The sequence below is a fragment of the Pseudomonas sp. X10 genome, from assembly GCF_054889225.1.
This window is the reverse complement of the sequence record NZ_CM142677.1, coordinates 1,123,794-1,138,613: the sequence shown is the minus strand read 5'-3', so window position 1 is coordinate 1,138,613 and position 14,820 is coordinate 1,123,794. Positions and strand designations below refer to the sequence as shown.

Genomic DNA, 14,820 nt, shown 5'->3' with positions numbered 1-14,820 from the left:
ATGTTGCGACGCCAGGCCCTCAAACTCGGTAGCGTATTGCTCAGCGCCCTGACCCTGGGCGGCTGGAGCCTGTTCCGCAACAAAGGCGGCGATCCCCTGCTGCTTTCGGCGCGCGATGACGGCGATGGCAAGCACTACGCGGTCGGTTACCGCCTGGACGGCAGCCAGGTGTTCGCCACCCAGGTGGCCCAGCGCTGCCATGACATCATCAACCACCCCGAGCTGCCCATCGCGCTGTTCGTCGCTCGCCGTCCGGGCACCGAGAGCTACCTGCTCGACCTGCGTGACGGTCGCCTGCTGCAGACCATCAGCTCACAGCCGAACCGGCATTTCTACGGCCATGCGGTGATCCACAAGAGCGGTGAATGGCTGTATGCCACCGAAAACGACACCACCGACCCAGGACGCGGCGTGCTCGGTGTCTACCGTTTCGAAGGCGAGCGCCTGCAGCACAGCGGCGAGGTCCCGACCCACGGCATCGGCCCGCACCAGGTGTCATGGCTGCCGGATGGCGAAACCCTGGTCGTGGCCAACGGCGGCATCCGCACCGAGGCCGAGAGCCGGGTGGAGATGAACCTCGATGCCATGGAGCCGAGCCTGGTGCTAATGCAACGCGACGGCACCCTGCTGAGCAAAGAAACCCTCGGCCAGCAAATGAACAGCGTGCGCCACCTGGCCATCGGCAGCGACGGCACCATCGTCGCTGGCCAACAGTTCATGGGGGATACGGACGAAATCGCCGAACTGCTGGCGGTCAAGCGGCCCGGGCAACCGTTCCAGGCCTTCCCGGTGCCAGAGCACCAGTTGCAGTCGATGGCCCACTACACCGCCAGTGTCGCCATCCACAGCGACCTGCGCCTGGTGGCGCTGACGGCTCCCCGGGCCAACCGCCTGTTCATCTGGGATCTGGACAGCGCCGAAGTCCGCCTCGACGCCCCCATGCCCGACTGCGCGGGTGTCGGCGCGGTCAAGGATGGCTTTGTCGTCACCTCCGGGCAGGGCCGTTGCCGCTTCTACGATTGTCGCAAGCAGGAGCTGGTCGGCCAGCCGCTGCAGTTGCCTTCGGGCCTGTGGGACAACCATCTGCACCTGGTGTAAAAGGCGCGGGCTACGCCGCTCTCAAGGTATGCTCAGGCCACTGTAGGAGCGGGCTTGCCCGCGATGCGTCGGCACAGGTAACACCTCCGTCCACGATCAGTTGGTAAATGGTCGCTTGCCGGGACGTCGGACCGCAGCGAACGACCAGGCCGGTGAGCACATTGGCTCGAGCAAGACAACCGCCCCACCCTTCCCTGACTCTCCTAAACGCGTAATACTCGCCTCACCCGCATGTGGGCAGGATCGCCCGAAGTCGTGCCAGTCGAACAATAAATACGCATCCAAGGAACCGGACTATGCTGCGCCGCCGCATGCTGATCATGTTGGCTGTTGTCCTGCTGATCGTGCTGATCCTGGGGGGCTACAAGGCCTTTTCCATCTATCAGCAAATCCAGGTGTTCTCGGCCCCCAAGCCGCCGGTCAGCGTGGCCGCGGCCCAGGCAACGGAGCGCGAATGGCAGGAGCGCCTGCCCGCGATCGGCAGCCTCAAGGCGTTGCAAGGGGTGGAACTGAGCCTGGAGATCGCTGGCACCGTCAAGAGCTTGCACTTCGAGTCCGGGCAGCAGGTCAAGGCCGGCCAGTTACTGCTGGAGCTCGACAGCGCCGAGGAAACCGCGCTGCTGGGTACCGCCCAGGCCGACCTGGGCCTGGCCAAGGTCGACTTTGCCCGCGGCAGCCAACTGGTCGGTAGCCAAGCCATTTCCCGTGGCGAATTCGACCGCCTGCGTGCCCAGTACCAGCGCAACCAGGCCGTGGTCGACCAGCTCAAGGCCTCACTGGCCAAGAAAAGCATCGACGCCCCCTTCAGCGGCACCATCGGCATACGCCAAGTGGATATCGGCGACTACCTGGCCAGCGGTACGGTGATCGCTACCCTGCAAGACCTCAGCAGCCTCTATGTGGACTTCAATGTCCCCGAGCAGGCCCTTCCCCACCTGAGCCTCGGCCAACAGGTTCAGCTACAGGTGGCCGCCTATCCGGGCCAGGTCTTCCCCGCCACGCTCAGCGCCATCAACCCCAAGATCGAAGAAAGCACCCGCAACCTGCTGGTACGCGCGACCCTGGCTAATCCGGACGGCAAGCTGCTGCCTGGCATGTTCGCCAACCTGCAGGTACTGCTGCCCGATCCCCAGCCGCAGGTGGTGGTGCCGGAAAGCGCAGTGACCTACACCCTCTATGGCAACTCGATCTACGTCGTCACACCGAAGAAAGACGAAGACGGCCAAGTGGAAAAAGATGGCGACGGCCAGCCGCAACTGATCGCTGATCGTCGCACGGTGCAGACCGGCGAACGCCGCGATGGCCTGGTGGTGATTAGCGAGGGCCTCGAGCCCGGCGAGCAGGTAGTGATTGCCGGCCAGCTGAAGCTCACCCAAGGCGCGTCGATCCGCATCGCTGAAGACAAGACGCTGGAGCGAGCCGCTCCCCACAACGCGCCACGCGCTGACTGAGCCAGGAGGCACCCCATGGCCTTCACCGATCCGTTCATCCGCCGCCCGGTCCTGGCCAGCGTGGTCAGCCTGCTGATCGTCCTGCTCGGTTTCCAGGCCTGGAGCAAGCTGCAGATCCGCCAATACCCGCAGATGGAAAACGCCCTGATCACGGTGACCACCGCCTATCCCGGCGCCAACGCCGAGACCATCCAGGGCTATATCAGCCAACCGTTGCAGCAGAGCCTGGCCAGCGCCGAAGGCATCGACTACATGACCTCGGTCAGCCGCCAGAATTTCTCGGTGATCTCCATCTACGCACGCATCGGTGCTGACAGCGACCGCCTGTTCACCGAGCTGCTGGCCAAGGCCAATGAAGTGCGCAACGAACTGCCACAGGACGCCGAGGACCCGGTACTGAGCAAAGAGGCCGCCGATGCCTCGGCGCTGATGTACATCAGCTTCTACAGCAACGAAATGAGCAACCCGCAGATCACCGACTACTTGTCACGGGTGATCCAGCCCAAGCTGGCCACACTGCCAGGCATGGCCGAGGCCGAGATCCTCGGCAACCAGGTGTTCGCCATGCGCATCTGGATCGACCCGGTCAAACTCGCTGGCTATGGGCTGAGCGCCGTCGATGTGACCAACGCCGTGCGTCGCTACAACTTCCTCTCTGCCGCCGGCGAGGTGAAGGGCGAGTACGTGGTCACCAGCATCAACGCTACCACCGAGCTGAAATCCGCCGAGGCCTTCGCCGCCCTGCCCGTCAAGACCGAAGGCGACAGCCGGGTGCTACTGGGTGACGTGGCACGGGTGCAGATGGGCGCGGAAAACTACGACACGCTCAGTTCCTTCGACGGCATCCCGTCGGTGTACATCGGCATCAAGGCGACGCCGGCGGCCAACCCGCTGGAAGTCATCAAGGAAGTACGGCGGATCATGCCGGAACTGGAGAGCCAGTTGCCTTCCAACCTCAAGGCCTCGATCGCCTACGACGCCACCTTGTTCATCCAGGCGTCCATCGATGAAGTGGTCAAGACCCTGGTCGAAGCCATCCTCATCGTCATCGTGGTCGTCTTCCTCTTCCTTGGCGCCCTGCGTTCGGTGCTGATCCCGGTGATCACCATCCCCCTGTCGATGATTGGCGTGTTGTTCTTCATGCAAATGATGGGTTACTCGCTGAACCTGCTGACCCTTCTGGCCATGGTGCTGGCCATCGGCCTAGTGGTGGACGACGCCATTGTCGTGGTGGAGAACATCCATCGCCATATCGAGGAAGGCAAGACGCCCTTCGAGGCAGCGCTGGAGGGCGCACGGGAGATCGCCATGCCCGTGGTGTCGATGACCATCACCCTGGCAGCGGTGTACGCGCCCATCGGCTTCCTCGAAGGGCTGACTGGGGCATTGTTCAAGGAGTTCGCCCTGACCCTGGCCGGGGCAGTGATCATTTCCGGGATCGTCGCCCTGACGTTGTCACCCATGATGTGCGCCCTACTCCTGCGCCATGAACAGAACCCCACGGGCCTGGCCCATCGCTTGGACGTGCTGTTCGAGCGCCTCAAGACCCGCTACCAACACCTGTTGCACGGCACTCTGGACAGCCGTCCGGTGGTGATGGTGTTCGCCGTGATCGTGTTGTGCCTGATCCCTGTGCTGCTGATGTTCACCCATGACGAACTGGCACCGGACGAGGACCAGGGGGTGATCTTCATGATGAGCAACTCACCCCAGCCGACCAACCTCGATTACCTCAACGCTTACACAGACGAGTTCACCACGATCTTCAAGAGCTTTCCCGAGTACTACTCCTCATTCCAGATCAATGGCTTCAACGGCGTGCAGACGGGGATCGGCGGGTTTCTGCTTAAACCCTGGAACGAGCGCGAGCGCACGCAGATGGAGTTGCTACCACTGGTCCAGGCCAAGCTCGAGGAAATCGGCGGCCTGCAGATCTTCGGCTTCAACCTGCCCTCGCTGCCCGGCACCGGTGAGGGGCTGCCCTTCCAGTTCGTGATCAACACAGCGGGGACTACCCAGCGTTGCTGGAAGTGGCCGAGCGTATCAAGGACCGCGCGCAGGAGTCGGGCAAATTCGCCTTTCTCGACATCGACCTGGCCTTCGACAAACCCGAGGTGCTGGTAGAGATCGACCGGGCCAAGGCGGCACAGATGGGCGTATCCATGGATGTGCTCGGCAGCACCCTGGCGACGCTTCTGGGCGAGGCGGAAATCAACCGCTTCACCCTGGAAGGCCGCAGCTACAAGGTGATCGCCCAGGTCGAGCGCCCGTTCCGGGACAACCCCGGATGGCTGAACAACTACTACGTGAAAAACGACCAGGGCCAACTGCTGCCCCTCTCGACCCTGATCACCCTCAGTGACCGCGCCCGGCCACGCCAGCTCAACCAGTTTCAGCAGTTGAATGCAGCGATCATCCAAGGCTTCCCCATGGTCAGCATGGGCGAAGCACTGGAAACCGTGCGCGCCATCGCCCAGGAGGAAGCGCCTGAGGGCTTTTCCTTCGACTATGCTGGCGCGGCACGACAATTCGTCCAGGAAGGCAGTGCGCTGTGGGTCACCTTCGGCCTGGCCCTGGCGATCATCTTCCTGGTCCTGGCAGCGCAGTTCGAAAGCTTCCGCGATCCACTGGTAATCCTGGTGACCGTGCCCCTGTCGATCTGCGGCGCGTTGCTGCCGCTGTTCCTGGGCATATCGAGCATGAACATCTATACCCAAGTCGGCCTGGTAACCCTGATCGGCCTGATCAGCAAGCATGGCATCCTGATCGTCGAGTTCGCCAACCAGTTGCGTGAACAGAAGGGACTCAGTGCGCGCGAGGCAGTGGAAGAAGCCGCCGCCATCCGCCTACGCCCGGTGCTGATGACTACCGCGGCCATGGTGTTCGGCATGGTGCCGCTGATCCTGGCCAGCGGGGCCGGAGCGGTCAGTCGCTTCGACATCGGCACGGTGATCGCCACCGGCATGTCGGTGGGCACCCTGTTCACCTTGTTCGTGTTGCCTTGCGTCTACACCCTGCTGGCTCACAAGGAGGCCGGGCAACCCGCCACCCAGGCTGCCTGACACGCACAAAAAAACGCCAGGGGCCGGTAATCCACCGGCCCCTGGCGTTTTCCGGAAGGGGCTCAACCGCGCGGGCGCAGCCCCTGGCTCATGCCGAACAGGAACAACAGCAGGTCCTGGTCAGGCTGGGCACTGACCTGCTGCTTCATCACCCTCGGCAGGGGGCATTGCCCCCCGGCTTCGGCCTTGCTGAACACGACCGGACGAGGCTCCTCCCAGGCGGCAACCGCCACCGTGGCCACCGCTAGGGCAACCAAGAGGAACAAACCTCGAGCTATTTCTCGTTTCATTGCTCTAACCCTTTGACAGCGCTGCCAAACGCCATCTGGTAAAAGTAGAGCAGCTTTGTCCATTCCGCCTCATTGAGTGACGAGTGGCGGCGCAATTGGCTGAGGTCATTAGCGGCAGCACGATGGCAACTGATGCGGCGCCGGCACTTCTCCAAGTCCAGCAGGGCCACTTCGGCACTCACCTGTGCCCCGTCACCGATCACCTTGACGAACACATGCTTGCCATACAGGCAGCCATGCTGCCAGTGGCCCCGGTGCATGCGCGCCAGGTTGTTGGCCAGGTCCTCGAGCACGCGATCATGTAAATCCTGGCCGAAGCGCTCCCGCGCCCCTTCGGCATACCAGCTATCGATATCGACGAAGCCATCAAGGGCCTTGCTAACCAGCAGCGCTCGCCACTGGTTGTCACTGTCACGCTCGACACCGCAATAGACGATGTGCGGTACACGCACACCGAGTTGCTCGAAGCTGTTCAGGGCATCCAGTTCGCGCAAGACTGTCGGTCTGCCGAAAGGATGGAACAGGCTGCGGTAGATATGCCCGACCTGGCGCTTGGCATAAAGCACCTGGCCAGTCTCGTCGCACAGGCGCTGCACACCGCTTTCACCTCCACGCCGCAGGTTGGGTTCTTCGACCCACTCTCCCTGCTGCTGCCAGTAGTAATCGAATTCCGAGGCTGGCCTTTGGGCTACCACCATTTACTGCTACCCCTTGCGCAATAAGTACACACGCCACATGGCGTAGAACGGCAGGAAGTCCAGACGTTCCTGAATCCTGAACCCGGCGCTCATGCATTCTTCTTCGAATGTGGCCGCTGGTAACACGAAACGGTTCTGGTAGCTGTCCTGGTTGGACCTGGCACGGCGTCGCTGTTCGAGTTTCTTGCGCCGCCAAGCCTTGAAGTTACCCTCCACCCACAGCGACAGGATCACGCTGTCACGACTAACACGTTGAAATTCCGAGAGAATAGCCTTTCGATGGGCTGCCTCGCCGATATGATGGAACAGCCGCATGCAGAAAATACTGTCGACAGCGTTGTCCGGTAGATCAATAGCGAAGGCTGATGTCTGCAAGGGCCGTACCCTTTCCACCACCTCGGCCGGCTGAGAAGCACAGGCGGTCTCCAACATGTCGGCCGAGTTATCGGCACCGATGATCACGCGGTTGGGTTTCTCCGCCAGCAGCGGCCAGAAACGACCGGCACCACAAGGTAGGTCAAGCACCAGGCCTGGCTCACCGGCCAGGGCCAGGGCCCGGCGGGCCAGCTGTTCGTCACGCAGGTGCGACAGGCGTCGGGCCAGGCCATCCTGATGCTTGAGGAAGTACTCCTGGGCATGTTGCCGGTCGTATTTCTCGGAGAATTCGAGGTTGATAGGGCTACGCATAGGGCATCTCCTGACTCCATTGCACCTACCTTAAGCAAGCAGGCGTTGGAATCAGGTCATGCCAGTGTGAAAATTCTGTCACAAACCCTTAGTGAAGTCTTACAGAAGATTACCCCGTGAGCCTAGCCTCATGACCGTCCCGCTCCTCCTCGGAGCCACTCTCCGGACCTTGGCTCAGGTCCACCTGGAAGCGGCAACCATGGGGCTGCGTCGCCGTCAGGGTCACACGCCAACCCTGGTCATCACAGATCCGCTGCACCAGCGACAGGCCCAACCCCAGCCCCTCGCCGCGCCGTTCGTCACCGCGAACGAAGGGCCGGAACATCGCCTCGCGCTGCTCTTCGGGAATGCCCACGCCACTGTCCTCGACACTGAAGCCATTGGGTTCCAGGCTTAGACGGATGTAGCCGTGATCGGTGTAGTGGGCGGCATTGCGCAGTAGGTTGCCCATCACCGACTGCAAGAAAGTGGCGTTGTACAGCACCGGGCTGGCGCTGACCCTGCCGTCGTAGTAAAGGGTCAGCCCCTTCTGCTCGATGGTGTCGCGCCATACACCAGTCAGGTCGTCGGCCACCTCCCTGAGGGACGCCCGCGAAGCCACCGCGCCTTCGTCACGCTGCGCCCGGGCGAGCATCAGGAACGTCTTGACCAATTCGCGCATTTCTTCCGTGGCACGAGCGATCCGCTCTACCTGGTTGCGCGCGCGGCCGTCCAACGCTGGGTTTTCCAGCAGCAACTCACAGGACGTGGCCAGCACCATCAACGGCGTACGCAATTCGTGACTGACATCGCTGGTGAACAGCCGCTCACGGGTCAGGGCGTCACGCAGGCGGCCCAGGGTATCGTCGAAGGCTACAGCCAACTGGCCGACCTCATCCGCGGCGTAGTCCGGCGCCAGCGGAGGCGCCAGTCCCAGCAACTGGTCACGGTGCCGAACCTGGTGGGCCAGGCGGATCACCGGAGCCATCACCCGCCGCGCCAGGACCCATCCGAGGAACACCGCCAACGCCAGGCTGAGTACGAAGCCCACCACCACCACGGCGAAGAGCACCCGTTCGCGCTCCTCGAAATCGCTCTGATCCTGCAGCAACACATACCGACGGCCGTCGACCACCTCGACCATGGCGTGATAGGACAACTGCTCGCGGAACACCTCATGGAACCCCGGGTCCAGGTGGCGCAGGTCGTTGGGCAGGGCAAAATCATCCTGGCCACCGCTGAAATAGAACAGTTGGTCCGGTCGAGGCCTGTGGCTCCAATCGCTGACGCTGTCCATACGTAGCAGGCGTTGCAAGTCACCGCCGAGCACGGCGGAAATCAGTCGTTCCTCGACCAGGTGCACGGTGGCGACGATACCGAAAGCGAAGGCTCCGGCGACCAGGGCGCTCATCAGCGCAAAGGCGATGATGATGCGCTGGGCAAGGCTTTGCTTAAACTCCATCACGACCCTCGGCGAGGCGATAGCCGACGCCATGGACGGTATGCAGCAGCGGTTTCTCGAAAGGCTTGTCTATGACCTGCCGCAACTGGTGGACGTGGCTGCGCAGGCTGTCGCTGTCCGGGCAGTCGTCGCCCCACAGAGCCTCCTCCAGCACCTCCCGGCGTAGCACGTGGGGGCTCTTCTGCATCAGAACGGCCAGCAGCTTGAGGCCGACCGGATTGAGTTTGAGCGGGCGGCCCTGGCGGCTGACTTCCAGGGTGTCGAGATCATAGCTCAGGTCGGAAACCTGCAAGGTCCGCCGCCCCCCTCCTTGGGCTCGGCGCAGCACCGCTTCGATACGGGCAGCTAGCTCGGACAGGGCGAAAGGCTTGAGCAGGTAATCGTCTGCCCCGGAGCGGAAGCCCTGCAGGCGGTCGTCCAACTGGTCGCGGGCCGTCAGCATGATCACCGGCGTGTCGCGGCGAGCATCCTCGCGCAGACGCTTGCACAGGGTGTAGCCATCGATACCCGGCAGCATGATGTCGAGCACGATCAGGTCGTAATGCTCGGTCGCGGCCAGGTGCAGGCCGGACAGCCCATCCTGCGCGCAATCGACGGTATAGCCTTTCATGCCCAAGTAGTCGGCCAGGTTGGCCAGAATATCGCGGTTGTCTTCAACCAGTAGAATTCGCATCGAGGTCTCCTGTGCGGCGCTTTTCATCTGCGCGGCAGGCGCAGCTTAAGGCCATATGCAGGGCTCTGCCAGCATTGCGGCTTGCCACTAGGTGACGTGGTGCATGCCTTGAGCCTTTTGGCGCCCTTAAGACCGCGCGGGATCTCAAGAGCAGTAAAGAACCCAAGGCATCCCCTCCGCGAGCCATAAAAAAGCCCCGCACAAGGCGGGGCTCTTCTTTGCAGCAGGTGGGGCTGGCTTACATCATGCCGCCCATGCCACCCATACCGCCCATGCCACCCATGTCAGGCATGCCGCCAGCTGGCTTGTCTTCCGGCAGGTCGGCAACCATGGCTTCGGTGGTGATCATCAGACCACCGATCGAAGCTGCGGCTTGCAGGGCCGAACGGGTAACCTTGGCTGGGTCCAGGATACCCATTTCGATCATGTCGCCGTACTCGCCGGTAGCAGCGTTGTAACCGTAGTTGCCGGAACCTTGCTTGACCTTGTCGGCCACGACGCTCGGCTCGTCACCGGCGTTGGCAGTGATCTGACGCAGCGGGGCTTCGACAGCACGGCGCAGCAGGGAGATACCGACGTTCTGGTCTTCATTGTCACCCTTGAGCTCGGAAACGGCCTGCAGGGCACGTACCAAGGCAACACCGCCGCCAGGCACCACGCCTTCTTCGACGGCTGCACGGGTAGCGTGCAGGGCGTCTTCGACGCGGGCTTTCTTCTCTTTCATTTCGACTTCGGTGCCAGCACCGACCTTGATTACGGCAACACCGCCGGCCAGCTTGGCCAGACGCTCTTGCAGCTTCTCACGGTCATAGTCCGAGGAAGTCTCTTCGATCTGAGCGCGGATGCTCTTGACGCGAGCTTCGATGTCAGCGTCGGAACCTGCGCCGTCGATGATGGTGGTGTTTTCCTTGGACAGGATCACACGCTTGGCGTTACCCAGGTGCTCCAGGGTAGCGGACTCCAGGCTCAGGCCGATTTCTTCGGAGATCACGGTACCGCCGGTCAGGATGGCGATGTCTTGCAGCATGGCCTTGCGGCGGTCGCCGAAGCCAGGTGCCTTGACCGCGGCAACCTTGACGATGCCACGCATGTTGTTGACCACCAGGGTGGCCAGGGCTTCGCCCTCGACATCCTCGGCCACGATCAGCAGCGGACGGCCGGCCTTGGCAACGGACTCCAGAACTGGCAGCAGCTCACGGATGTTGGAGATCTTCTTGTCTACCAGCAGCAGCAGCGGGCTTTCAAGCTCGGCAACCATGGTGTCCGGCTTGTTGATGAAGTACGGGGACAGGTAGCCACGGTCAAACTGCATGCCTTCGACGACGGACAGTTCGTTTTCCAGGCCCGAGCCTTCCTCGACGGTGATCACGCCTTCTTTACCGACTTTTTCCATGGCTTCGGCAATGATGTCACCGATGGAGTTGTCGGAGTTGGCGGAGATGGTGCCTACCTGGGCGATGGCCTTGGAGTCGGCGCATGGCTTGGCCAGGTTCTTCAGCTCGGCGACGATGGCGATGGTGGCCTTGTCAATACCGCGCTTGAGGTCCATTGGGTTCATGCCGGCAGCAACGGCCTTCAGGCCTTCGTTGACGATGGCCTGGGCCAGGACGGTAGCGGTGGTGGTGCCGTCACCGGCAGCATCGTTGGCCTTGGAAGCCACTTCCTTGACCAGTTGGGCGCCCATGTTCTCGAAGGCGTCCTTCAGTTCGATTTCCTTGGCAACGGAAACGCCGTCCTTGGTGATGGTCGGAGCGCCGAAGCTCTTGGCCAGGACCACGTTGCGGCCTTTCGGGCCCAGGGTCGCTTTTACCGCGTCAGCCAGGACGTTGACACCAACGAGCATTTTCTTGCGGGCGGAATCGCCGAATTTTACGTCTTTAGCAGCCATGATCGTTTAATCCTTGAATACTTTGGAGTAACGGGAAACCAGGGAAATCAAGCTTCGATGACAGCGAGGATCTCGTTCTCGCTCATCACCAGCAGGTCTTCGCCGTCAACTTTCACAGTGTTGCTGCCCGAGTAAGGGCCGAAAACCACCTTGTCACCCACCTTCACGGCCAGCGCGCGTACTTCGCCGTTGTCCAGGACGCGGCCGGTACCGACGGCGACAATTTCGCCACGGTTGGGTTTTTCTGCGGCCGAACCCGGCAGGACGATACCGCCAGCGGTTTTCGATTCTTCTTCGCTGCGACGGATGACGACGCGGTCATGCAGAGGACGAAGCTTCATTGTCGATCTCTCCCAATTGTGGTTTTCATCGGCCGGTATAGAAACCGGCGGTTTGAGTATTCCGGCGTTGCCGGTTTGTGGCCCGCGCTGCGGACCACAGGTGTCATGTCCGGTATCAGCACCGGAAACCTTGCGGTGACCCATACATGAGGTCGCCAAGGGCAATTACAAGGCTTGCCCGATAAAATTTTTCACCGTTCTTCGCCACAACGAAGAACGGCCCCGTTTCGGGGGCCGTTCGTTAGGGGCGAAAAACTCAGCGGTCGCGGCGCTCGTACTCGCCTTCGATCACGTTCGGCCGCTGGCCAGGATTACCCGGCTGCGGGTTCAACGGATCATCGCGAAAGGCCCGCTGGCGCATGGCCTGCTCTTCGGCCCGCTGGCGCAGCTTGCGCGCCACCAGGTGGCGGGTGAACGGCAGCAGGCAGATCAGGCCCAGCACATCGCTGATAAAACCCGGCAACAGCAGCAGACCGCCACCCAAGGCCAGCATCAGACCCTGGAACATGTCCTCGGCTGGCAGCTCGCCGCGTTGCAGGCTTTCGCGAGCGCGCAGGGCGGTGGCCAGGCCGGCCACGCGCATCACCAGCACGCCCAATGCGGAACCGGCGATGATCAGCAGCAACGCCGGAAAGAAGCCAATCGCAGTGCTGACCTTGAAGAAGACATAAAGCTCCAGCACCGGAAAAATCAGAAACAGCAGTAGAAAAGCACGCATCAAAGGTTCCTCGACGGAAGACAACCTTCCTATAAGACCTCAAATGGTAACGATCAGTCGCTATTTCAAGACTCGACTTCAGTCGAAGACGGCCATTGATCGGCGCGGGCCAAGAAAACCAAGGCTTCGCGGACTTGTGTCGGAGTATTGCAAGTACCGGCAAAGGGCAACCAGTAGATGCCTTGGCCAATGCGCAGGTGCATGCCTTCGCTGTCGATACCGACCATCTGCGCCGGCGCCGTACGCGGCAGGTCGGTAAGCTCGACGTAATGGGCGATGGCGTTGGCATGATCGCTGTTCATGTGCTCGATCATGCTGGCCTCGGCCTTGCCGGCGAAAGGATTGGCCAGGGTCACCTGGTCGAGCCAGTGAATCGCGCCGAAACCACCGATGTAGCGATGGCGTACAGGCTTGAGCACCCAGAAGTCGAAATCGTGGGCGCGGTGGTAATTGCCCGCTTCCGGAAAATAGCGGTAGTAGCGCTCGGCGGCCGCTTCGATAGAAGCCTCGTCGACCAGCCTGTGCGCCTCAGCCATGACTGTCAGGCGGCCTACTGCCTGGACATCCTCGGCATCACGCTCGCCCACCAACAGGGAGCACTTGGGGTCCTTTTGCAGATTGTGAGTATGCTGGGCGATGCGGCTGATGAGGATCAGCGGATTGCCCTCGGCGTCCAGGCAATAAGGCACCACCGAGCCAAAGGGATAGCCCGGCATCGACTTGGAGTGAGTCGAAAGCACCCCGCGGTATTCCTTGAGCAGCAGTTCTCGGGCAGGCCGGATGGCATTCAGACTCACAGGGCACTCCTAGGCAAATGAAGGTCGGCTATAGGCTATAAGCTACAAGCGGCAAGAAAAAGCAAGAGCATCGCCTTGGCTAAAGGCGTGCACGCTTCACTCGCCGCTTGAAGCTCGCCATTGGGTGCTGTGGTTTTACCAGGTCACGCCGAACCCTGCGGTATAGCGGGTCTTGTCCAGGTCGCTGTCGCTGGTGCCGCTGATGATGTCCTTCTCGGCCTTGAGGTTGAGCGAGGCCCATTCGGTGACCTTGTAGCGCAGGCCGATCTCGGCATCCAGAGAGTAGTCGGCGACATTGCCCAGCGGCTTACCGAACTCGCCATTGGTGAACAGCTCCACGGTCTTGCCGATCAGGTAGCGGTTGTAGTCCCACTTCACGGCCGCAGAGTAGAAGTTGTCCTTGCCGCCATCGGCGTATTCGAAATCGGTACGGTTGATCAAGGAGCCGAGTGAGAAGGCTCCCAGCTCATCGTCCCAGAACTGGTAGCCCGGGCCGGTACCGACGGTGCGCTGGCGGGCCAGGTCTTCGATATGGTCACGCTTGTAGCTCAGGCGGCCCTGCCAGAACCATTTTTCAGTGATGAAGCGGTCGAGTGCGTACTCGGCGCTCCAGTTGTTGGCAGTGGTGATGTCATCCTTGCTCTCGCGGTTGTATTCACCCTCGGCGTTGTGCCGCCAGCGACCATGGCGGGCGGTGGTCTTGAAGTCGATGTCGTAGTCGTCGGTGTCGTTCTCGGCGCGCTTGTAGTCCAGCGCCACGCCAACGTTGCCCTTCCAGATCAGGTCTTCGACCACCGGCTTGGGCTTCATGATCTGCTCGATACTCGCCAGTTCCACCGTCTTGGGCGAGTCACCGTTGGCCAGGGTGACCTTGCCCGGCTCGGCGGCGTGCAACGACTTGGCCCTCTCACCGGTGTAGGCATCCTGCTTGACCAGCAGTTCCTGGTCGCTCTCCAGGGTCTGGACTTGTTTCCAGTCCAACGCGATGGAACCACCATAGGTGGTTTCAAGCAGCAGCTTGCCACCATCGAAGACAGTGATCTTGCCACTCAGTTTGTCGCCGTTCTTCATCCACACGGTGTCGGCGAGCGTCGGGGAACAGAAGGTGGCAGCGGCAATACACAACAAGGCTCTAGAATACATAGGCGCAATACGGGCTCGGTTTGACGAAAAAAGCCGGGCATTATCCAGATACCCACGACCAGAGCAAGGACAGACCCAGGCAATGTCATCGAGTTCATTTCTCATTTGTTGCAGCCATCCGTCCGGTTTCATCCAATGCCTCGCAATCCGGCGACGCCAGTGACCTCGATCGATCCGGGTGGGGATGCGCAGGCCCGACGAATGGCACTCTATTCCGTGCTCGGGCAGGTCCCACCCGGCAAAGTGGTAAGCTATGGCCAACTGGCCGAACTGGCCGGGCTGGGGCGCGCGGCACGTTGGGTCGGGCGCACCCTGGGCCAACTGCCGAGCGACACGCGCCTGCCCTGGCACCGGGTACTGGGCGCAGGTGGGCGTCTGAGCCTGGCGCTGGGGACGCCCTCGGGCGACGAGCAACGGGCAAGGTTGCGCGCAGAAGGGGTCAACGTGCGTAATAATCGGGTGGATATGACGCGTCATGGCTGGCGTCCGATGGAGCACAGCGGTTAGAGTGCGCGCTTTGTTTTCGCAAACTT

The 14,820-nt window shown here is 61.7% G+C and carries 13 protein-coding genes and 1 pseudogene; 4 read left to right on the top strand and 10 right to left on the bottom strand.

All coding sequences use genetic code 11. From position 1 onward, the window contains the following. The 3 genes and pseudogenes from ACYU03_RS05325 (at nucleotide 1) to ACYU03_RS05315 (ending at nucleotide 5,611) form a co-directional block, all read left to right on the top strand. Nucleotides 1–1,098, top strand: a complete 1,098-nt coding sequence (locus ACYU03_RS05325) for a DUF1513 domain-containing protein (RefSeq protein WP_461888611.1) — start codon at nucleotides 1–3, stop codon at nucleotides 1,096–1,098. 296 nt (nucleotides 1,099–1,394) lie between these two features. Further along, nucleotides 1,395–2,549: an efflux RND transporter periplasmic adaptor subunit gene (locus tag ACYU03_RS05320; protein ID WP_461888609.1), complete on the top strand. Its 1,155-nt coding sequence runs from the start codon at nucleotides 1,395–1,397 to the stop codon at nucleotides 2,547–2,549. Nucleotides 2,550–2,564: 15 nt separating this feature from the next. Further along, a pseudogene (locus ACYU03_RS05315) lies at nucleotides 2,565–5,611 on the top strand (multidrug efflux RND transporter permease subunit). 62 nt (nucleotides 5,612–5,673) lie between these two features. Here the strand turns inward: ACYU03_RS05315 and ACYU03_RS05310 are convergent. The 10 genes from ACYU03_RS05310 to ACYU03_RS05265 form a co-directional block, all read right to left on the bottom strand. After that, complete coding sequence (locus tag ACYU03_RS05310; protein ID WP_461888607.1) at nucleotides 5,674–5,901, bottom strand: hypothetical protein; 228 nt, start codon at nucleotides 5,899–5,901, stop codon at nucleotides 5,674–5,676. Further along, nucleotides 5,898–6,599: a lipopolysaccharide kinase InaA family protein gene (locus tag ACYU03_RS05305; protein WP_461888605.1), complete on the bottom strand. Its 702-nt coding sequence runs from the start codon at nucleotides 6,597–6,599 to the stop codon at nucleotides 5,898–5,900. Before ACYU03_RS05305 ends, ACYU03_RS05310 begins: the two co-directional genes overlap by 4 nt. A 6-nt stretch (nucleotides 6,600–6,605) precedes the next feature. Next, nucleotides 6,606–7,286 carry a class I SAM-dependent methyltransferase gene (locus ACYU03_RS05300; RefSeq protein WP_461888604.1) on the bottom strand — a complete coding sequence of 227 codons (681 nt, stop codon included), beginning with the start codon at nucleotides 7,284–7,286 and terminating at the stop codon, nucleotides 6,606–6,608. A gap of 109 nt (nucleotides 7,287–7,395) precedes the next feature. Continuing rightward, nucleotides 7,396–8,727, bottom strand: a complete 1,332-nt coding sequence (locus tag ACYU03_RS05295) for a sensor histidine kinase (protein ID WP_461888602.1) — start codon at nucleotides 8,725–8,727, stop codon at nucleotides 7,396–7,398. Next, nucleotides 8,717–9,400 (bottom strand): two-component system response regulator ColR, encoded by a 684-nt coding sequence (gene colR, locus ACYU03_RS05290; RefSeq protein WP_461888601.1) that lies wholly within the window; start codon nucleotides 9,398–9,400, stop codon nucleotides 8,717–8,719. The genes ACYU03_RS05295 and colR overlap by 11 nt, the downstream gene beginning before the upstream one ends. A 238-nt stretch (nucleotides 9,401–9,638) precedes the next feature. Then, a complete protein-coding gene (gene groL / locus ACYU03_RS05285) occupies nucleotides 9,639–11,288 on the bottom strand; it encodes a chaperonin GroEL (RefSeq protein ID WP_461888599.1) in 1,650 nt (549 codons plus the stop codon). 47 nt (nucleotides 11,289–11,335) lie between these two features. Next, on the bottom strand, nucleotides 11,336–11,629 hold the full coding sequence (locus tag ACYU03_RS05280; protein WP_166569127.1) for a co-chaperone GroES: 294 nt from the start codon (nucleotides 11,627–11,629) through the stop codon (nucleotides 11,336–11,338). 256 nt (nucleotides 11,630–11,885) lie between these two features. Beyond that, nucleotides 11,886–12,347, bottom strand: coding sequence for an FxsA family protein (locus ACYU03_RS05275; protein ID WP_461888597.1), 462 nt, complete (start codon nucleotides 12,345–12,347; stop codon nucleotides 11,886–11,888). A gap of 65 nt (nucleotides 12,348–12,412) precedes the next feature. Further along, on the bottom strand, nucleotides 12,413–13,144 hold the full coding sequence (locus tag ACYU03_RS05270) for a HugZ family pyridoxamine 5'-phosphate oxidase (RefSeq protein ID WP_461888596.1): 732 nt from the start codon (nucleotides 13,142–13,144) through the stop codon (nucleotides 12,413–12,415). 135 nt (nucleotides 13,145–13,279) lie between these two features. Continuing rightward, nucleotides 13,280–14,287, bottom strand: a complete 1,008-nt coding sequence (locus tag ACYU03_RS05265) for a DUF481 domain-containing protein (RefSeq protein WP_461888594.1) — start codon at nucleotides 14,285–14,287, stop codon at nucleotides 13,280–13,282. 135 nt (nucleotides 14,288–14,422) lie between these two features. On the opposite strand from ACYU03_RS05265, the gene ACYU03_RS05260 reads away from it, so the two are divergent. Beyond that, nucleotides 14,423–14,794: an MGMT family protein gene (locus ACYU03_RS05260; RefSeq protein ID WP_461888592.1), complete on the top strand. Its 372-nt coding sequence runs from the start codon at nucleotides 14,423–14,425 to the stop codon at nucleotides 14,792–14,794. Nucleotides 14,795–14,820 lie beyond the last annotated feature (26 nt).